This window comes from Nocardioides malaquae (assembly GCF_015070385.1).
Classification (GTDB): Bacteria; Actinomycetota; Actinomycetes; order Propionibacteriales; family Nocardioidaceae; genus Nocardioides; species Nocardioides malaquae.
The window spans coordinates 60,927-78,963 of record NZ_JADCSA010000015.1 but is presented as its reverse complement, the minus strand read 5'-3'; the positions used below and the strand labels follow the sequence as shown (position 1 = coordinate 78,963).

16 protein-coding genes, 1 pseudogene and 2 riboswitches are annotated in these 18,037 nt (G+C 70.4%); of the genes and pseudogenes, 11 read left to right on the top strand and 6 right to left on the bottom strand.

Annotated features, from left to right (window positions below; genetic code table 11):
- Positions 1 to 168 (top strand): annotated as a pseudogene (locus tag IEQ44_RS14010) (thioredoxin-disulfide reductase); the annotation flags it as partial.
- A 198-nt stretch (positions 169 to 366) separates the two neighbouring features.
- Here the strand turns inward: IEQ44_RS14010 and IEQ44_RS14005 are convergent.
- Positions 367 to 1,971, bottom strand: a complete 1,605-nt coding sequence (locus IEQ44_RS14005; RefSeq protein WP_227487492.1) for a SulP family inorganic anion transporter — start codon at positions 1,969 to 1,971, stop codon at positions 367 to 369.
- Positions 1,972 to 2,067: 96 nt separating this feature from the next.
- Between IEQ44_RS14005 and IEQ44_RS14000 the strand changes: the two genes are divergently transcribed.
- The gene (locus IEQ44_RS14000) at positions 2,068 to 2,478 is read left to right on the top strand and encodes a MerR family transcriptional regulator (RefSeq protein ID WP_193639084.1); all 411 of its coding nucleotides are present in this window, start codon (positions 2,068 to 2,070) and stop codon (positions 2,476 to 2,478) included.
- A gap of 13 nt (positions 2,479 to 2,491) precedes the next feature.
- Here the strand turns inward: IEQ44_RS14000 and IEQ44_RS18505 are convergent, their stop codons facing one another.
- Positions 2,492 to 2,611: a hypothetical protein gene (locus IEQ44_RS18505; protein ID WP_498371223.1), complete on the bottom strand. Its 120-nt coding sequence runs from the start codon at positions 2,609 to 2,611 to the stop codon at positions 2,492 to 2,494.
- A 347-nt stretch (positions 2,612 to 2,958) separates the two neighbouring features.
- A riboswitch (cobalamin riboswitch) is annotated at positions 2,959 to 3,150 on the top strand.
- Between the two features lie 57 nt (positions 3,151 to 3,207).
- On the opposite strand from IEQ44_RS18505, the gene IEQ44_RS13995 reads away from it, so the two are divergent.
- From IEQ44_RS13995 to IEQ44_RS13980, 4 genes are read left to right on the top strand one after another with little or no spacing between them, the layout of a single operon-like run.
- A complete protein-coding gene (locus IEQ44_RS13995) occupies positions 3,208 to 4,053 on the top strand; it encodes a ferredoxin-like domain-containing protein (protein WP_319804685.1) in 846 nt (281 codons plus the stop codon).
- Positions 4,050 to 4,730, top strand: coding sequence for a precorrin-8X methylmutase (locus IEQ44_RS13990; protein ID WP_193639083.1), 681 nt, complete (start codon positions 4,050 to 4,052; stop codon positions 4,728 to 4,730). Before IEQ44_RS13995 ends, IEQ44_RS13990 begins: the two co-directional genes overlap by 4 nt.
- Complete coding sequence (locus tag IEQ44_RS13985) at positions 4,727 to 6,259, top strand: precorrin-2 C(20)-methyltransferase (RefSeq protein WP_193639082.1); 1,533 nt, start codon at positions 4,727 to 4,729, stop codon at positions 6,257 to 6,259. The genes IEQ44_RS13990 and IEQ44_RS13985 overlap by 4 nt, the downstream gene beginning before the upstream one ends.
- Positions 6,256 to 7,056: a cobalt-precorrin-4/precorrin-4 C(11)-methyltransferase gene (locus IEQ44_RS13980; RefSeq protein WP_193639081.1), complete on the top strand. Its 801-nt coding sequence runs from the start codon at positions 6,256 to 6,258 to the stop codon at positions 7,054 to 7,056. Before IEQ44_RS13985 ends, IEQ44_RS13980 begins: the two co-directional genes overlap by 4 nt.
- 74 nt (positions 7,057 to 7,130) lie before the next feature.
- Here the strand turns inward: IEQ44_RS13980 and cbiE are convergent, their stop codons facing one another.
- Positions 7,131 to 8,360 (bottom strand): precorrin-6y C5,15-methyltransferase (decarboxylating) subunit CbiE, encoded by a 1,230-nt coding sequence (gene cbiE / locus IEQ44_RS13975; RefSeq protein WP_193639091.1) that lies wholly within the window; start codon positions 8,358 to 8,360, stop codon positions 7,131 to 7,133.
- Positions 8,361 to 8,396: 36 nt separating this feature from the next.
- A riboswitch (cobalamin riboswitch) is annotated at positions 8,397 to 8,550 on the top strand.
- 35 nt (positions 8,551 to 8,585) lie between these two features.
- Here cbiE and IEQ44_RS13970 point away from each other — a divergent pair.
- The 5 genes from IEQ44_RS13970 to IEQ44_RS13950 are packed head-to-tail and all read left to right on the top strand — an operon-like array spanning position 8,586 to position 15,481.
- Positions 8,586 to 10,682: a VWA domain-containing protein gene (locus IEQ44_RS13970; RefSeq protein ID WP_319804684.1), complete on the top strand. Its 2,097-nt coding sequence runs from the start codon at positions 8,586 to 8,588 to the stop codon at positions 10,680 to 10,682.
- Positions 10,682 to 11,455: a uroporphyrinogen-III C-methyltransferase gene (cobA, locus tag IEQ44_RS13965; RefSeq protein WP_193639080.1), complete on the top strand. Its 774-nt coding sequence runs from the start codon at positions 10,682 to 10,684 to the stop codon at positions 11,453 to 11,455. Before IEQ44_RS13970 ends, cobA begins: the two co-directional genes overlap by 1 nt.
- Entirely contained in the window at positions 11,455 to 12,069 is a 615-nt protein-coding gene (cobO, locus tag IEQ44_RS13960) for a cob(I)yrinic acid a,c-diamide adenosyltransferase (protein ID WP_193639079.1), read from the top strand. The genes cobA and cobO overlap by 1 nt, the downstream gene beginning before the upstream one ends.
- 2 nt (positions 12,070 to 12,071) lie before the next feature.
- The gene (gene cobBC / locus IEQ44_RS13955; RefSeq protein WP_319804683.1) at positions 12,072 to 14,531 is read left to right on the top strand and encodes a bifunctional hydrogenobyrinic acid a,c-diamide synthase/histidinol phosphate aminotransferase CobBC; all 2,460 of its coding nucleotides are present in this window, start codon (positions 12,072 to 12,074) and stop codon (positions 14,529 to 14,531) included.
- The gene (locus tag IEQ44_RS13950) at positions 14,528 to 15,481 is read left to right on the top strand and encodes a cobalamin biosynthesis protein (protein ID WP_193639078.1); all 954 of its coding nucleotides are present in this window, start codon (positions 14,528 to 14,530) and stop codon (positions 15,479 to 15,481) included. The genes cobBC and IEQ44_RS13950 overlap by 4 nt, the downstream gene beginning before the upstream one ends.
- A gap of 17 nt (positions 15,482 to 15,498) precedes the next feature.
- Here the strand turns inward: IEQ44_RS13950 and IEQ44_RS13945 are convergent, their stop codons facing one another.
- Genes IEQ44_RS13945 through IEQ44_RS13935 form a run of 3 tightly spaced genes read right to left on the bottom strand, consistent with a single transcriptional unit; the run spans position 15,499 to position 18,037 of the window.
- A complete protein-coding gene (locus IEQ44_RS13945; protein WP_193639077.1) occupies positions 15,499 to 16,188 on the bottom strand; it encodes a (2Fe-2S) ferredoxin domain-containing protein in 690 nt (229 codons plus the stop codon).
- Positions 16,185 to 17,003, bottom strand: a complete 819-nt coding sequence (locus IEQ44_RS13940) for an ABC transporter ATP-binding protein (RefSeq protein ID WP_193639076.1) — start codon at positions 17,001 to 17,003, stop codon at positions 16,185 to 16,187. Before IEQ44_RS13940 ends, IEQ44_RS13945 begins: the two co-directional genes overlap by 4 nt.
- The gene (locus tag IEQ44_RS13935) at positions 17,000 to 18,037 is read right to left on the bottom strand and encodes a FecCD family ABC transporter permease (protein WP_193639075.1); all 1,038 of its coding nucleotides are present in this window, start codon (positions 18,035 to 18,037) and stop codon (positions 17,000 to 17,002) included. The genes IEQ44_RS13940 and IEQ44_RS13935 overlap by 4 nt, the downstream gene beginning before the upstream one ends.

The following is an 18,037-nucleotide window of genomic DNA, read 5'->3' as shown; positions in this document are numbered from 1 at the left end:
GGCGTCTTCGCCGCCGGCGACCTGGTCGACCACACCTACCAGCAGGCGATCACCGCCGCCGGCACCGGTTGCGCGGCGGCGTTGGACGCCGAGCGCTGGATCGCCGCCCTCGACCAGGCCGCCTCCAGCGCCGGCTCGGCCGCCGAGACCGCTGCCCTTTCCATGTGATGTGGGCGGGCGGTGCGGCGCGACCCAAGGCGAGCATCGTTCACCTCTGGTGGTCGTGCACCTGCCATTGACCGACTCAGACATGCCGGAGGACCTACAGACAGTAGGACAGGAGCGCCCTTCATCCCGCAAACACACGCCAAGGTGGCTGCTTTCCTTGTGCGGGATCGACGCACTCTCTTGGTGTCTCTCGAGTGTTCAGTGTGAGGGAAGAGAACCGCTGAGTCGGAGGTGCCGTTCTGCGCTGGCGTCGTTCAGGCCGACGAGTTCGACGGTCTTGCCCTTGCGCTCGTACTTGGTGGTGATGGCGTCGAGGGAGGCGACGGTGGAGGCGTCCCAGATGTGGGACTGGGTGAGGTCGATGACGACTTGGTCGGGGTCGTCGGCGTACTCGAATTGGGTGTAGAGGTCGTTGGAGGAGGCGAAGAAGAGTTGACCGGTCACGTGGTAAACGGCGGTGGGGACGCCGTTGCGGTCCTCGACGACTTCACGTCGGGTCTCGGTGAGGTGGGCGACTCGGCGGGCGAAGAGGGTCATGGCAACCAGAACGCCGACGACGACGCCGATGGCGAGGTTGTGGGTGGCGACGGTGACCGCGACGGTGCTGACCATGACGATGGTCTCTGACTTCGGCATCCGGCGCAGGGTGGCGGGTTGGATGGAGTGCCAGTCGAAGGTACCGACGGCGACGATGATCATGACTGCGACGAGCGCAGCCATCGGGATGATGGCGACCACATCGCCGAATCCGACCACGAGGATGAGGAGGAAGACGCCGGCGAGGAAGGTCGAGATGCGGGTGCGTGCGCCGGAGGCGTTCACGTTGATGAGGGTCTGGCCGATCATGGCGCAGCCGCCCATGCCGCCGAAGAACGCGGTGATCACGTTGGAGGCGCCCTGGCCCCAGGATTCGCGGGTCTTGTTGGAGTGGGTGTCGGTGATGTCGTCGACGAGCTTTGCAGTCAGCAGCGATTCGAGCAGACCGACCAGCGCCATTGCGAGGGCGTAGGGGGCGATGATCTGCAAGGTGTCGAGGTTGAACGGCACGTTGGGGATGAACAGGGCTGGGAGGCTGTCGGGCAGTTCGCCCTCGTCGCCGACGTTGGGGACAGTGAGGGCGGCAACGACGGTGAACGCGGTGAGGGCAACGATGGCGACCAAAGGAGCGGGGACGACCTTCGTGACACGCGGGAGACCGATCATGATGGCGATGCCGACGGCGATCATCGGGTAGACGAGCCACGGCACGTCCACCATGTACGGGATCTGCGCCATGAAGATGAGGATGGCCAGCGCGTTGACGAATCCGACCATGACAGAGCGTGGGATGAAACGCATCAGTTTGCCGAACCCGCCCAGGCCGAGTGCGATCTGGATGAGGCCGCCCAGGAGCACGGTGGCGATGAGGTAGTCGTACCCGTATTCGCGCATCACCGGCGCGATGACCAGGGCGATGGCGCCGGTCGCGGCGGAGATCATGGCCGGACGCCCGCCGAGGAACGAGATCGAAACCGCCATCGTGAACGAGGCGAACAGCCCGACACGGGGATCGACGCCCGCGATGATGGAGAACGAGATGGCCTCTGGGATCAGCGCGAGCGCGACCACCAGACCGGCGAGCACCTCGGTGCGCAACAACTTTGGGGATCGCAGCGCGGCCATGACGCTCGGCTCGGGTGCATGGGACAGGGTGGTGGCGCTCAAGGGCGGCACTCCGTTCTGGAAGGCAGTGGTCCGCGCGAGCGTCACGTCGAGGTGACAGGCCCGGACGACTTGGATCTGGATGGGGTTGGTGCGCACCATGGGTGCGCGTGCCGGCGTCCTGCCGGCGAAGTCTGAGCAGAGCGTACTCTCACGTAACGTGAGGGTTGCAATTGTCGCGACGTGAGGATCCCCTCGATGCCCCCTGAGTCCAACCCCTCCGCACCGGGTGCGGTGATGCAGATCGGTGAGGTGGCGACGAGGACTGAGCTGTCCCTGCGCAGCCTCCGGCACTGGGAGGAAGTCGGTCTGCTGAGGCCCTCTGGACGCAGCGAAGGCGGGTTTCGCCTCTATACCGCGGAGGATGTGGAGAAGATCCTCGTCATCCGACGGATGAAGCCATTGGGATTCACGCTCGACCAGATGAAGGCGGTCATGGCCGACATCGAGACGATCCGCGACCCCGCCGCTGACGCAATGGCATCTCGGTTGGCCGTCGATCGCCTAGCCGCCATCCGTGCCGACGTGGACGAGCGGCGCGCGAAACTGGCACGGCATCTGGAGATGGCAGACGAGTTCATCGCCCTCCTTGCCCAGGAAGTGCCCTGACCAGCGTTCATCCTCAGACCGGTGCGCGGTACAGAACTCCATCCGGTCCCGTGTAGGCGGCGCGATAGCGACCCGACACTCTACGCTCAATCCGACCGAAACCGCGACGGTCAAAATTCCTTGCCCGAGCCATCTGAACCTTCCCGGCGGCACCGTTTCGGGGAACAAGGACCTCCATCTTTGTCCTTTTCTGTCCCCATCTGTCACTGCGTGTGGAGGGCGTAAAATGCCGCCTGACCTGCGACTTTACGCTCAGAGAAGGGCTTTCGGCCATCCCCCAGAAGTAACCCTCTCAAAAGTTCGAACCCAGTATCGCCCACCGTAAGACCGCAGGTCAGAGCCCCTTTTGAGGGGCTCTTTCCCATTTCGGGAACGCGAACGAGACCGGGGCAAACTGGCGTGTCTGGGTGGAGAGCCACCGGCCTCCCGGGTGTGTTCACCGGGATGGGGGCTCTGCGTCGCCCGCGTCCGGAGTCGCGGTATGGTCCCGTCAGCCAGTCGTACTCCCACGTGGAGTCAGGGAATCCGGTGGAAGTCCGGAACTGACGCGCAGCGGTGAGGTGACGGGACGGACACGCCGGCAACGGCAGCCACTGGGTTCCTCGGAACCTGGGAAGGCGTCCACTCCCGGTTGATCCGAGTCCGAAGACCTGCTGGCCCTGGCGACGCCCGTCGCCGGGTCATGGCGGGTCCCGCGCACGGACCCCGGACTCGAACCTGGAGACCCTGGTGAACCGGTCACGCCCCGACCGCTGCCCCGGCGCGCTGCGCCCCTGGCCCGCTGACGACGGACTGCTGGTGCGGCTCCGTCTGCCGGGTGGACACGTGGCAGCCACGCAACTGCTCGCACTGCTGGACGTGGCGGAGCGCCACGGCGACGGCCGCGTGCACGTGACCACGCGGACGAACCTGCAGGTGCGCGGGCTGCCCGCTGCGCCCGGGACCCAGCACCTGCCCGAGGCCGTGCTCGCGGACGTCGAGGCGACCGGCCTCCTGCCGAGCCGTACGCACGACCTGGCGCGCAACATCATGGCGTCGCCCCAGACAGGACTGGCTGGCGGCCGCGCCGACCTCCGCCCCCTCGTACGTGCGCTGGACGCGGCGCTGCTGGCCGCACCTGCACTCGGGAACCTGCCCGGTCGCTTCCTGTTCGTCCTTGACGACGGCCGAGGTGACCTGCTGGATCGCACCTGCGACCTGGGGTTCGTCGCGCTCAGCCCCGAGGACGCGCAGCTGCGGATCGGCGCCGCCTGGGGCCCGGTGGTCCCGTTGAGGGGAGCAGAGGAACGGCTCGTGAGCCTGGCCCTGCACTTCCTCGGCGTACGCGGCGACGGACCTGGCGCTCCGTGGCACGTCGATGAACTGCCCAAGCCGCTCATGGACCCTGCGTCGCCCGCGGCTGAGTTGCCGGTTTCATCACCCCCGCTCCCGTACGGCCCCGTCCCCGGCGGAGAGCACGTACCCGTACCCGAGGGCGGCCTCGACCGTCCGGCCGTGGAGCGCCTCTGCGCCGCGGCACCCGCCCTTGTCGTCACGCCGTGGCGTGGCGTTCTCGTCCCTGAGGAGATCTCGTGAGCACGTCGTCCACCTTCCAGCCGCGACGCCCGAACCGGCACTACCCGTACGTCGACCGAGGCCCGGCCATCTACCTCGACTCGTTCGCGATGATCCGGCGCGAGGCTGACCTGTCGCGGGTGCCGGCGAGCGCGGAGAAGCTCGCGGTCCGGATGATCCACGGCAGCGGTCAGGTCGACCTGACCGACGACCTCGTCATCCACCCGGAGCTCGTTCCGGCCGCTCGCGCCGCTCTTGAAGGCGGGGCGCCGATGCTCTGTGACGCCACGATGGTGGTGAGGGGAGTGACGCGCAGCCGGCTGCCGGCCGACAACGAGGTGCTCTGTACGCTGAACGACCCGGAGGTCGGGGCGCTCGCGGAGCAGTGGGGCACCACGCGTACCGCTGCGGCCGTCTCGCTGTGGGAGCCCCGCCTCGAGGGCGCCGTCGTCGCCATCGGAAACGCCCCCACCGCGCTGTTTCACCTGCTGGAGATGCTTCTCGACGGTGCGCCGCGTCCGGCCGCAATCGTGGGCTGCCCCGTGGGGTTCATCGGCGCTGCGGAGTCGAAGCAGGCGCTGCAGGACCTGCGTGTTGACCACGGCATCGACATCCCGTTCGTCACCGTCCGCGGCCGCCGAGGCGGATCCGCGATGACGTCGTCCGCCCTCAACGCGCTGGCCCAGGAGCAGGAATGAGCACGTCCACCCGCGTCACCGGTCGCTTCTCGGGGGTCGGTGTCGGTCCGGGCGACCCGGAGCTGATCACCCGCAAGGCAGCGCGACTGATCGAGTCCGCCGACGTCGTCGCCTACCACGCGGCCCGCGGCAAGCAGTCCAACGCGCGACGGATCGCGGCCGAGCTGTTCCCCGAGGGGGTGATCGAGGAGCAGCTGACCTACCCGGTCACGACGGGCACCACCGACCACCCGGGCGGGTACGCCGGGGTGCTGGCCGAGTTCTATGAAGATGCGGCACAGCGCTTGGCTGAGCACCTCGCAGCAGGTCGCGACGTGGTGCTGCTCGCGGAGGGCGACCCGCTCTTCTACGGCTCCTACATGTACATGCATGACCGTTTGGCGCAGCGCTTCCCGACCGAGATCGTGCCCGGGGTCCCGGCCTTCCTGGCCGCGACCGCCACGACGGCGAGCCCACTGGTGCGGCAGACCGACGTGTTGACGGTGCTGCCCGGCACCCTCCCAGAGTCCGAACTCGCGCGGCGACTGGCCGACACCGACGGTGCGATCATCATGAAGCTGGGTCGGACGTTTCCGGCTGTACGCCGAGCGCTCGCCGCCGCCGGTCGTCTCGACCATGCCCTGTACGTGGAGCGTGCCTCGATGCCGGAGGAGCGGTGGATCCCGGTGTGTGAGGTGGATGAGGCCTCGGTGCCGTACTTCTCGCTGATCGTGGTCACCGGCGACAGCCTCAACGGTCGGCGGTCGCGGGAGTCCAGCGAGCAGGCCGCGGCTGCCGCTCCGACCGCGGACGGGGTCGAGCCGGCCGAGTTGTTGGTGGTGGGCCTGGGGCCCGGACCGGACGGCTGGCTGACCCCCGAGGTGAGCGCTGCGCTCGCTGACGTCGACCACGTCGTGGGGTACGCCCCGTACGTCAACCGTGTGCCGCAGCGTGAGGGCCTGGTCCGCCACGCCTCCGGCAACACGGTAGAGGTCGACCGGGCGGCGTTCGCGCTGAAGCTGGCGAAGCGCGGCGAGAGGGTGGCGGTCGTGTCGGGCGGGGACGCGGGTGTCTTCGGCATGGCGGCTGCCGTCTTCGAGGCCGCGGAGAATCCGGCGTACGCAGGGGTCTCCGTGCGCGTGCTGCCGGGAGTGAGCGCGGTGCAGGCCGTGGCCGCGCGCGCCGGTGCTCCCGTGGGCGCCGACTTCGCGGTGATGAGTCTCTCGGACCGGTTGAAGCCCTGGAAGGTTGTCGAGAAGCGACTCCGGTCGGTGGCCGAGTCCGATCTCGTGCTGGCGATCTACAACCCGGCGTCGCGCAGCCGCACCGAACAGGTCGCGACAGCCCGTCAGGTCCTGCTGGAGCACAAGAGCCCGGAGACGGTCGTGGTGGTGGGCCGCGACGTCGGACGCGCCGAGGAGTCCCTGACCGTGACCACGTTGGGTGAGCTCGACCCGGCCACGATCGACATGAAGTGCCTGCTGATTGTGGGCGCCTCGTCAACCCGTGTCTCCCCAGCCGGCGTCTGGACCCCGAGGTTCGTGCGATGACTGTTCACTTCGTCGGCTCCGGACCCGGCGCCGCAGATCTGCTGACCGTACGTGCGACGCGGCTCCTCGCCGCTGCAGACCTCGTGCTCTTCCCCGGCACCTATCTGGATCCCGAGGTGCTGGCGCATTGCGGGCCGCGCGCCGAGCTGGTCGACACCCAGGACCTGGACCTGGACCAGATCACTGCACACCTCGTCGACGGCTTCCGTGCCGGGCGCGACGTCGTACGCCTCACCTCCGGGGACCCGTCCTTGTACTCCGCGCTCCACGAGCAGACGAGGCGCCTGGACGCCGCCGGCGTCACGTGGGAGGTCACCCCCGGTGTGCCCGCCTACGCCGCCGCAGCCGCCCGGGTGGGCAGCGAGCTCACGGTCCCGTTGGTGTCGCAGTCCGTGGTGTTGACGCGTACGCAGGCCAGGTCCACCCCGATGGGCGTGGGAGAGTCGCTGACCGACTTCGCTGCGACCGGCGCGACCCTGGTGCTGCACCTGGCCATCACTCGTACGCGACCCTTGATGGCCGAGTTGGAACCGATCGTGGGTGGCGACTGCCCTGTGGTCGTCGTGTACCGGGCCAGCCAGCCGGAAGAGCTGGTGCTCCGGGGGACTGTCGCCACGATCGCCGACGCCGTGGAGGCGGCTGCGCTGCGGCAGGCGGCTGTGGTGCTCGTCGGGCGCGCGCTCGCGGAGTCGGGGGAGCGGGAGGGCGGGGAGTCGTACCTCTACAGCTCTGGGCGTGATCGGAGGGTCAAAGCGCAGGGGAGTGGAGGGTCTGCGGCACGATCAGCTGTCACGTGATCGTGCATCAGATCCGGGCATGGTGTGCGGTTCAGCCGCGTCCCGGTGGTGGAGTGCCGCACCCTCAGTTCTCCTCAGCGACGCACGCTCCACTGCGTCACTGTCCTCAGTGGCGTCCACCCGGTGAACGTCCCGACGGGGTGCGTTGTCTCCACCGCCAGCCGAGTGAGCTCGCCCCCGTGTGTCCGGTAGGCGTGCGCGAGCAGCGACTCCGTCTCCAGCGTCACGCCGTGCACCACGAGCCGCCCACCGGGCCGTAGCGCGGCGAGGCATGCGTCCAGGACTCCGGGGCGGGTGGCACCGCCGCCGATGAAGACTGCGTCAGGGGCATCCAAGCCGTCCAGGGCATCAGGCGCGCGGCCCTCCACGACCCGCAGGTCAGGAACTCCGAGTCGTGCCGCGTTGCGGGTGATTCGGGCAGCGCGTTCGCAGTCTGCCTCCACCGCGGTCGTACGACACGTGGGGTGGGCGCGCATCCACTCGATGCCCACCGAACCGGCGCCCGCGCCGACGTCCCAGAGGTGCTGGCCGGGAGAGGGGGAGAGGCGGGCCAGGGCAGAAGCACGCAGATCACGTTTGGTGAGTTGGCCGTCGTTCTCGAACGCGTCGTCAGGCAGGCCCGCGGCCCACGACGACCACGATGGGGGCACCGTGTCGACGGGGACATCGATCGCCAGGACGTGCAGCGGCGGGACATCCTCAGCGGGCGTCTCGGCCCACTCGGAGGCAGCCTTGGTGGTGCTCGATTCTGCGTCGCTCCCGAGGTCTGCGAGCAGGGTGATGACCGCGTCCGGATGGCCCGTCTCGGTGAGCAGCTCGCCCACGATCGCAGGGGTCTGCGAGCCCGACGTCAGCACCAGGATTCGGCGACCTGGAGCGATCTCGCGGAGCACCCGCGCCTCGTGGCGTCCCACCACCGTCACGACCGCCGATTCCTCTGCTGACCAGCGCATACGTGCTCGCGCCAACGCCACCGACGACACCGCTGGCACCACCCGGACCGCGTCGGGGCCGAGCGCGCGTACCAAGGTCGAACCGATCCCCGACACCATCGGATCTCCTGACGCCAGAGCCACCACACGACGACCCCGCAGCTCATCCAGAAGACCCGGCAGCCCGGGCAGGAGGGGCGACGGCCAGGGGCGTCGATCCTGACCCGGGACCGGGGCCACGAGGTCGAGATGTCGGCGCCCGCCGAGGAGCACATCCGCGCAGCGCACGTGCTCCTCGGCGGCCCCGTGCAGCACCCCGTCGGCGGTTACCCCGACCACGGTCACGAGGTGTCCACCGGGTGGGGTCGTCATGTCGCTCACGAGTCGTGAGGCTATCCTCAGCGGCACACGTGAGGTGCCCCTGCGCCCCAGCCATCGGAAACGGTGGGGACGAGCAACGGGGAGAATCTGGGAAGCCGGTGAGAGTCCGGCACAGGCCCGCTGCGGTGAGTCGAGCACTTCGTCAGGAGTGACTCGACGAGTCCGAAGACCGGCCTCGCGTGAGCCCATCCACGGCCTACGAGCGGGAGCCTCAACGTGCCATTGAAGTACCCATTTTCTGCCGTCGTCGGCTGCGAGTACGACCCGGCGACCGCCTCCGGTCTCGACGACATGGGTCTCGCCCTCGTCCTGACCTCGATCAGCCCCGAGATCGGGGGCGTCCTTGTGCGCGGCGAGAAGGGCACCGCCAAGTCGACGACAGTCCGCGGGTTGGCCGAGGTGCTTCCCTGGATCGACGTGCACGACGGCGACCGGTTCTCCGCCGACCCGCATGACCCCGCCGCCAGCTCACCTGACCTGCCCACCAGCTCCGCCGCCGTCGTGAGTCGTCCCGTACGCCTCGTCGAGCTGCCCGTCGGCGCTACCGAGGACCGCGTGCTCGGTTCCCTCAACCTCGAGAAGGCACTCACTGCCGGCTCCGTCGAGTTCGAGCCCGGCCTCCTCGCCCGCGCCCACCGCGGCGTCCTGTACGTCGACGAGGTCAACCTGCTCCACGACCACCTCGTCGACCTGCTGCTCGACGCCGCCGCCACCGGACAGGTCACCGTCGAACGTGACAGCGTCTCCGTCGGCCACAGCGCCCGTTTCGTCCTCATCGGCACGATGAACCCCGAAGAAGGCGAGCTCCGCCCCCAGCTCCTCGACCGCTTCGGCCTCGCCGTCGAAGTTGCCGCGCCCCGCGACCCCGCCCTGCGCGTCGAAGTCGTACGTCGTCGCCTTGCCTTCGACCGCGACCCGGCCGCCTTCGTCGAGACGTACGCGACCAGCCAGACCGAGCTCACTCGACGCATCAGCCAGGCCCGTCACCGTGTCGACGAGGTGACGCTGGGTGACGCAGCCATGCTGAAGATCGCCGAGGTGTGCGCCGCCTTTGAAGTCGACGGGCTGCGTGCCGACATCGTCACCGCCCGCACCGCAGTCGCTCACGCCGCCTGGGCCGGGCGCCGCTTCGTCACCCGTGACGACATCCGCGTCGCCGCTCTGCTCGCGCTGCCGCACCGTCGCCGCCGCAACCCGTTCGACGCCCCCGGCCTCGACGAGGACCTGCTCGACGAGATCCTGGGCGACGACGACCTGCCCGAGCCGCCCGAGCCGGAGGGCCCGACACCCACGGACGACCCCAGCGACGACCCCGGCGACGACGCCCGGGACAGCGACTACACGGACCCCGGCACCCCGGACCCCAGCACGCACGAGGCAGACCGGCCCGACCCCCTAAGCGACGAAATGCCCGACAGCGTCCAGGACTCCGCCCCCGACTCAACCCCCGACTCGCCCCAGGTCCCACCGCAGCCCGGCGCCGGCGGCGCGTCCAGCACCGTGAAGGCCGGCGAGGCGTACCGCCCCCGTCTCTTCACCGTGGACGGCCTCGGTCAGGGAACTCCTGGCCGCCGCAGCCGCGCCCTCGGCTCCACCGGCCGCCGCGTGGGTGCCGCCTCCGGCCGTGGAAACGGCGCCCTGCACCTCGTCGAGACGTTGCGTGCCGCAGCCGAACGCCACGTCAGCCAGGAGCCGGGAGCCCACGACGGACGCCTCACGCTCCACGCCTCCGACCTGCGTACCGCCGTCCGCGAAGGCCGCGAGGCCAACCTCCTCCTGTTCTGCGTCGACGCGTCGGGATCGATGGCGGCCCGGCGCCGCATGACCCAGGTGAAGGCCGCGATCCTCTCGTTGCTCACCGACGCCTACCGGCGCCGCGACAAGGTCGCGATGATCGCATTCCGGGGCACCGAGGCCGACCTGACGCTCCCACCCACCGGCTCGGTGGAGGTCGCCGTCTCCCTGCTCGACGACCTCCCGGCCGGGGGACGTACCCCGCTGGCCGAAGGACTGCTCACCGCGGCAGACGTCGTACGCCGCGAACGCCTCCGCGACGCCCGGCTGCGGCCACTGCTCGTGGTCGTCACCGACGGTCGCGCCACCGCCGGAGCCGATGCCGTCGAACGCTCCCGGCTCGCCGCCGCCCACGTCGCCGGTATGGGGGTCCCCAGCGTCGTCGTCGACTGTGAGGACGGCCCGCTGCGTCTCGGTCTCGCCCTCACGCTCTCGGCGCACCTACAGGCCGAGCACGTTCCGATGGCCCGCGTGAGCGCGACCGGTCTCGTCGACGTCGTGAACGGACGGGTGGCCTGATGAGCTCGCTGGCCCCCCTGCTTCCCGGCACGGTCGCGTTGGTCGGCGGCGGCCCCGGAGACGCAGGTCTGATGACGGTCGCTGGACGTGCCGCTGTCGAGCAGGCCGACGTCCTGCTGGTCGACCACCTCGCACCTGAGGAGGCGTTGACCTGGGCGCCCGTTGAAACGCTCGTCGTGGACGTGGCGAAGCTGCCGCGCGGCGCCTTCACCCCCCAGGAGCGCATCAACGAACTCCTGGTCGAGCACGCCCGTGCCGGTCGCCGCGTCGTCCGGCTCAAGGGTGGGGACGGCTTCGTCTTCGGTCGCGGGATGGAGGAACTCCAGGCGTGCACCGAGGCCGAAGTCCCGGTGCGGGTGATCCCCGGGGTCACCTCGTCGGTGGCAGTCCCGGCGCTCGCCGGCATCCCGGTCACCCACCGGGGAATCGTCCAGGGCTTCACCGTCATCTCCGGTCACGTGCCGCCCGGCCATCCCGCCTCGACACTCGACTACGGCGCCCTGGCCCGCTCAGGCACGACGCTGGTCGTGCTCATGGGGGTCGCCACGCTGCCCGCGATCACCGCGGCCCTCGTGGAGAACGGCCTCGACCCGACCACCCCGGCCGCGGTCATCGCCCGGGGCGGCCACCCGGACCAGCGAGTTGTGAGTGGCCCCGTGGCTGACATCGCCGTTCGCGCCGCCCACGTCGACCCTCCTGCCGTCACCGTCATCGGGGAGGTGGCGTCGTTCGCCGCCGTCACCGCCGCCAGCACCCTGGAAGAGGTCAACTGATGCCCCAAGGCCAGCCGCTCACCATCCCCGACGACGGTCTCACCACCCGCCAGCGTCGCAACCGGCCGCTCCTGATGGTCCACACCGGCGACGGCAAGGGGAAGTCCACCGCCGCCTTCGGGCTCTCCATCCGAGCGTGGAACCAGGGGTGGAACATCGGCGTGTTCCAGTTCGTGAAGTCCGCCAAGTGGCGCATCGGCGAGCAGACCGTCCTCGAACGCCTCGGACGGCTCCACGAGGAGACCGGCGAAGGGGGCCCCGTCGAGTGGCACAAGATGGGCGCCGGCTGGTCCTGGACGAAGAAGCAGGGTGACGCCGATGACCACGCCCGGGCTGCCGCCGAAGGCTGGCAGGAGATCAAGCGGCGCCTCGCCGCCGAGACCCACGACCTCTACGTCCTCGACGAGTTCACCTACCCGATCGCTTGGGGCTGGGTCGACCTGGAGGACGTCGTCACCACCCTGCGCGACCGCCCGGGCAAGCAGCACGTCGTCATCACCGGTCGCCGCGCCGCGCCCGAGCTGATCGAGGTGGCCGACCTCGTGACCGACATGGGCAAGGTCAAGCACCCCATGGACGCCGGCCAGAAGGGCCAACGGGGAATCGAGTGGTGACGGTGCGCGAACCCGCCCCGCCCACCGCACCGACCTTGCTGCCGCGGGTGGTCCTCGCAGCGCCCTCCACGGGGCAGGGGAAGACCACCATCTCCACCGGCCTCATGGCCGCGCTCCGGGCCCGCGGACTGGAGGTGTCGGGCCACAAGGTCGGGCCCGACTACATCGACCCCGGCTACCACGCGCTCGCCACCGGACGCCCCGGGCGCAACCTCGACCCGCACCTGGTGGGGGAGGAGCGGATCACCCCGCTGCTCCTGCACGGCGCCCGAGGCGCCGACGTCGCGGTCGTCGAAGGGGTGATGGGGCTCCACGACGGCCGGATCGGCGCCGACGGGTTCGCCTCGACCGCCCACGTCGCGAAATTGACCCGTACGCCGGTGGTGCTCGTCGTCGACATCGCCCGCATGTCCCGCTCCGTCGGAGCCGTCGTCGCCGGCATGGCCGCCTACGACGCGGGCGTCGACGTCGTCGGCGTGATCCTCAACCGGGCCGGTTCCGCACGCAACGTCGCCGAGGTGGAACGCAGCCTGCGTCTGCCCGTGCTCGGCGTCGTCCCCCGCGACGACACGATCGCCTCGCCATCGCGCCACCTCGGGCTGGTGCCGGCGGGGGAGCGGTATGAGTCCGCCGAGGTCGTCACCCGGCTCGGCGAGCAGGTCGGCCGACACGTCGACCTCGACGCCGTCCTCGAGCTGGCCCGCCGTGCCCCCGACCTGACCGACACCGCTTGGGACCCGACCCGAGAGGTGCGCCGCCTGGAAGGCGACTCGCCCGTGGTCGCCGTCGCCGGCGGACGCGCGTTCACCTTCGCTTACGCCGAGACCGAGGAGCTGCTGCGCGCCGCCGGCTGCACGGTCGTCCCGTTCGACCCGCTGCGCGACCGGGCGCTGCCTGACGGGACCCGGGCGCTGCTGCTCGGCGGCGGGTTCCCCGAGATGCATGTGCAGCAGCTGGCCCGCAACCGGGCCCTGCTCGACCAGGTGCGCGACGCCGTGGCCGCAGGGCTGCCGACCGTCGCGGAGTGCGCAGGCCTGCTCTACCTCCTCGACGACCTCGACGGCGCCTCGATGGCCGGAGTCATCCCTACGGGCGCGACGATGTCGCGCCGCCTGACACTGCGCTACCCCGAGGCGATCGCCGCGGGTGACAACCTGCTCACCCGTGCAGGCGAGCGAGTGCCGGGCCACGAGTTCCACCGCACCACCCTCACCGCGCCGGCCCGAGGCTGGGCCCCCGCCTGGGAGGTCGACGGCGAGCTCATCGGCGCCGCCACCCCCACGCTGCACGCCTCCTACCTGCACACCCACTGGGCCGGGCACCCCACGATGGCCGAGCGTTTCGCTCTTGCCGCGTCCCGGGCGACACCGGTCACGGCACCCGCGTCCCCACCCTCGCTCGTGCCTCACCCGATGCCGGACGACGAGGTCGTTGATCCGCTGCTCCACCACGGCGACGTCGAGACCGGGCAAGGCCTGGTCGACTTCGCGGTCAACGTCCACCCCGAGACCCGGCCCCCCTGGCTCGAGGAGGCCCTGCGCCAGGGCATCGAGCACTCGACCACCTATCCAGACGTGACTCCGGCCCGTGCAGCGATCGCCGACCTGCACCACCGGCGTCCCGACGAAGTGCTGGTGACGGCCGGAGCAGCGGAGGCGTTCGAGCTCATCGCCCGGTGGAAGCCGTGGCGACGCCCCGTCGTCGTGCACCCCCAGTTCACCGAGCCGCACGCCGCGCTCGAGCGGGCCGGGCACGAGGTGACTGTTGTCAGCTGCCCCCCTGAAGACGGATTTCGGCTCGACGCCGATGCCGTGCCCGAGGACGCCGACCTGGTCTTCGTCGGCAACCCGACCAACCCCACCGGGGTCCTGCACCCGGCCGAGGAGATCCTCAAACTGCGTCGGCCCAAGCGGGTCGTCGTCGTGGACGAGGCCTTCATGGACGCCGTGGTCGACGCGGGTCAGTCGCTCTCTGCTGACCGGCGCCGAGGCCTTCTGGTGGTGCGGAGCCTGACGAAGCACTGGTCCATTCCCGGCATCCGCGCCGGCTACATCCTCGGCAACGACCGGGCCATCGCGGGGCTCGCGGCCAAGCAGGTGCCATGGTCGGTCTCCTCCCCGGCGGTCGCGGCGGCGCTCGCCTGCAGCTCGACCGAGGCCTCACTCGAGGCGGCCCGACGGGCTGAACGCATCGAGCAGTGGCGTGCGGGGCTCATCGCTGCCCTGGAGCAGCGTGGGTACGAGGTCGTGGGATCGGAGACGTCCTTCGTGCTCGCCAGGCTGGGCCGTGGGACGCGGCAGGCGCTCCGCGAGCACGGCGTCGCGGTACGCCGCGCCGACACCTTCCCGGGGCTTGACGGCGAGTGGGTCAGGATCGCGGTGCGCCCACCCGAGACGACGGCTGAGCTGCTGCGCGCGCTCGACGGCGTGCGAGCCGGCGCGCCTGCTGCCCTGGGCGCATGACGCACGACGCCTCACGGGCGGCGGGACTGCTGCTCGGCTTCGCCGGAGACCGGCTGTTCGGTGACCCACGGCGAGGGCACCCGGTTGCCGTCTTCGGCACGGCCGCGGCACGCCTCGAACAAGGCATGTACGCCGACTCGCGGGCTCGGGGTCTGATGTACACGACTGTGCTCGTGGGAGGCAGTGCGGTGCTCGGCCTCGCCCTCGAACGCGCCACGCGGGGACGTCTGCTCCTGCACACGGTTGCCACCGCTGCGGCCACCTGGACGGTCCTCGGTGGGCGCAGCCTCGAACGCGAGGCGCTCGCTGTGCACGCCTTCCTCGATGACGAGGACCTGCCCGGGGCACGACACCGACTGACGTACTTGGTGGGGCGCGACACGACGTCCCTCACGTCGCGGGAGATCACCCGTGCCGTGGTCGAGTCGGTCGCGGAGAACACCTGCGACGCGGTCACGGCGCCGCTGTTCTGGGGTGCAGTCGCTGGCGTCCCCGGGCTGCTGGCCCACCGGGCGGTGAACACCTTGGACGCGATGGTGGGGTACCGCAGCACCCGGTACGAGAACTTCGGGTGGGCCTCGGCCCGGCTGGACGACCTGGCCAACCTGCCCGGCGCGCGCTTGGCAGGTCTGGCCGTGCTCGCGGCGCGGCCGCGAACGGCTGCGGACGCCTGGGCCGTCTGGCGGCGCGACGCATCGGGACATCCGAGTCCCAACGGTGGCGTGGTCGAGTCCGCGTTCGCTGGTGCCCTCGGGGTGACCTTGGGAGGGACCAACCGGTACGGCGAACGGGTGGAGCGCCGATCAACTATGGGGGACGGGCCCGCACCCGCCGTGACGGACATCCCGCGCTCGACCGATCTTGCCACCCACGTCGGAGCTGTGGCGGCCCTGATGATCAGCGCCAGCGTGCTGGCGCGGCGCGCTGTCCGGCGTACTGCCGAACGGTAGGCGCGCAGGCCGGACAGTCACGTCGTGCGACCCCGAGGCAACCGGAGTCGCGCGACCGGAACGCCACCCACGAGGTGCCCCCTCACGATGTCGTCCGCTGAAGCCTCGCCCACGTTGCCGTACCAGACGTCGTCGGGTTGAACCGTGACGACCGGCGCGTGGTTGCAGGGGAACTGGCAGCCCGTCTGTGTCACCAGCACGTCGTCGTCGCCCAGACCAGCGCGCATCAGCGCGAGGACGAGCTGCGTGGAGGTCTTCTCGGCCCCAGCTGCGCTGCACCGTGGCCCCCGGCAGACGAAGACCTGGTGACGGTGGCCCGGGACGGTCTCCCACGCTGCGGACGCGAGCCCCGGACCGCCGTGGGTGATCGGCCGGGCCAGCTCGACCAACCGGGACCACTGCGACACGTCGTCCAGGAAAGCGGGCGCGGTCGCCACCTCCGGGCCGCGCTCTCCCTGGTCTCGCCACCAGTGAGCAGCGATCCTGCGCAACCACGAGACTCCCGGACCCTTGGTTCCTCCGCTGACCCCGACGAGGACCACGCGTTCAGTTCGCTCGTCGGCCAGTCTCGTGAGCAGGTCGGTCAGGGTGGGCGACGCGAGCTGGAGGAAGGCGAGCTCGGCACCGAGGTGGCGGGAGAGGTCGTGCAGCTCGTGACGGCGCGCGGCATCGGCGAGAGAGGTGCCGACGAGGACGTGGACGGTCATGGGTTCTCCTTGACGTGCCGGTCCCAGATCAGGTGAGGACGATCCAGGCGCGGGTGAGGGTCCAGTGATGCCTCGACGTGGTAGACCTCGCGCAGCAACGAGGCGGTGAGGGTGGAGGTGACGGGCCCCTGGCCGTGGACACGTCCGTGGTCGAGCACCACCACGTCGTCGCAGAACGCCGTCGCCAGCTCGAGGTCGTGGAGCGCGGCGATGATGGTCAGGCCGAGGTCTCGGGCCAGGGCGAGGAACCGCAGCTGCTGTCCGAGGTCCAGGTGGTTGGTCGGCTCGTCCAGGAGCAGGACCTGGGGCTGCTGGGCCAGGGTGCGGGCCAGGTGGGCGCGCTGCCTCTCACCGCCGGACAGCGTGGTCCACCCGCGGTCGGCCAGATGCGTGAGTCCGACGAGGTCCATGACCTTGTCGATGACCTCGGCCCCCGAGTCGCTGCGTGTGCCGCCCAGCATCCGTCGGTGGGGGAGGCGACCCAGCGCGACCACCTGACGCACGGTGAGGTCTGTGGTCGTGCTGGCATGCTGCTCGACCAGGGCGATGGTCCGGGCACGGCGGCGGTGCGACAACGAGCGAATCGCGACGTCCCCCACCACGACCGTGCCGCGCTCGGGAGTGCGCAGACCCGCCAGGACGTGCAGCAGGGTTGTCTTGCCGGATCCGTTGGGTCCCAGCAGTGCAGTCACCCGACCACCTCGGGCCACGAGGTCGACGTCGCCGAGGACGACGTCGCCGCCGAGCCGGACGACGACACCGCTTGCGCGCACGTCGGGGGTTGAGGTGTGCACGCACAGGTCGCGATGAGTCATGTGCGGGGCCTCCTGGCCATCAACCAGATCAGGACGGGTACACCCAGCAGGGCGGTCAGTGCACCCACGGGAACTTCTTGACGGTCGACGAGCGAACGTGCGGCCGTGTCGGCCCAGACCAGCAGGAGCGCACCGCCCACGGCCGAGGCGGGCAGGACGGCTCTGTGATGGTGGCCCACCACCGGCCGTACGAGATGAGGAACGACCAACCCCACGAAGCCGATCACCCCGACGTAGGCGACCGTTGTCGCTGTCACCAGGGCGGTGGCCACCATGAGCACCCAGCGGGTTGCGGTGACGGGCACCCCCAAGGACTGCGCGGACACCTCGCCGAACGTGAAGGCGTCCAGTCGATCGGCGTAGGCGAAGAACCACACCATCGCCACCACTGCCGCACCCAGCAGGACCAGGGCGCTGTCCCAGCGGAGTCCCGCGAGCGAGCCGAGCGTCCAGCTCAGCACCCTGCGGGCGGCGTCACCCTCGGCGTGCATGATGACCACGACTGAGGTGTAGGCGCTGCACAGGTAGGCCACCGCGACGCCGGCGAGCACGGTCCGGTGAGGGGTCAGCCCTTGACCTCCTGCTGCTGCGATCACCAGCACGACGGCGAGCGCGGCCAGTGCCCCTGCGAAGGCGGCGGCGGACACGGCCGCGCTCGCCACCAGCCCGCCGACACCGATGCCCAGGACCATGACGGTCACCGCCCCCACCGTGGCTCCGCTGGAGACGCCGAGGAGAAACGGGTCGGCCAGGTCGTTGCGCGTGAGGGACTGGAGGACGGCCCCGCACAGCGCGAGCACGGCCCCCGCCGCGATGGCGCCCATGACGCGGGGAAGCCTCAACTGCCAGACGAGCTGGTCCTCCAGGATCGTGACCTCTCCTCCCGCACCGAGTCTGCGCCTGAGCACGGCCAGCACTCGTTCCAAGGGAACGTCCACCGAGCCCAGCGCCAGAGCAACCGCGGCGCTGGCCACGAGGGCCGTGGAGGCGAGAGTCACCACGATCACCGACCGGCCCACCGCGAGGCGGGCCAC

What these genes read in the sequence shown, in the direction of transcription:
- IEQ44_RS13980 (WP_193639081.1), top strand. Translation starts at nt 6,256, where the DNA reads ATGACTGTTCACTTCGTCGGCTCCGGACCCGGCGCCGCAGATCTGCTG.
- IEQ44_RS13985 (WP_193639082.1), top strand. Translation starts at nt 4,727, where the DNA reads ATGAGCACGTCCACCCGCGTCACCGGTCGCTTCTCGGGGGTCGGTGTC.
- IEQ44_RS14005 (WP_227487492.1), bottom strand. Translation starts at nt 1,971, where the DNA reads ATGGTGCGCACCAACCCCATCCAGATCCAAGTCGTCCGGGCCTGTCAC.
- IEQ44_RS14000 (WP_193639084.1), top strand. Translation starts at nt 2,068, where the DNA reads ATGCCCCCTGAGTCCAACCCCTCCGCACCGGGTGCGGTGATGCAGATC.
- cbiE (WP_193639091.1), bottom strand. Translation starts at nt 8,360, where the DNA reads ATGACGACCCCACCCGGTGGACACCTCGTGACCGTGGTCGGGGTAACC.
- IEQ44_RS13950 (WP_193639078.1), top strand. Translation starts at nt 14,528, where the DNA reads ATGACGCACGACGCCTCACGGGCGGCGGGACTGCTGCTCGGCTTCGCC.
- cobA (WP_193639080.1), top strand. Translation starts at nt 10,682, where the DNA reads ATGAGCTCGCTGGCCCCCCTGCTTCCCGGCACGGTCGCGTTGGTCGGC.
- cobO (WP_193639079.1), top strand. Translation starts at nt 11,455, where the DNA reads ATGCCCCAAGGCCAGCCGCTCACCATCCCCGACGACGGTCTCACCACC.
- IEQ44_RS13945 (WP_193639077.1), bottom strand. Translation starts at nt 16,188, where the DNA reads ATGACCGTCCACGTCCTCGTCGGCACCTCTCTCGCCGATGCCGCGCGC.
- IEQ44_RS13940 (WP_193639076.1), bottom strand. Translation starts at nt 17,003, where the DNA reads ATGACTCATCGCGACCTGTGCGTGCACACCTCAACCCCCGACGTGCGC.
- IEQ44_RS18505 (WP_498371223.1), bottom strand. Translation starts at nt 2,611, where the DNA reads ATGGCTCGGGCAAGGAATTTTGACCGTCGCGGTTTCGGTCGGATTGAG.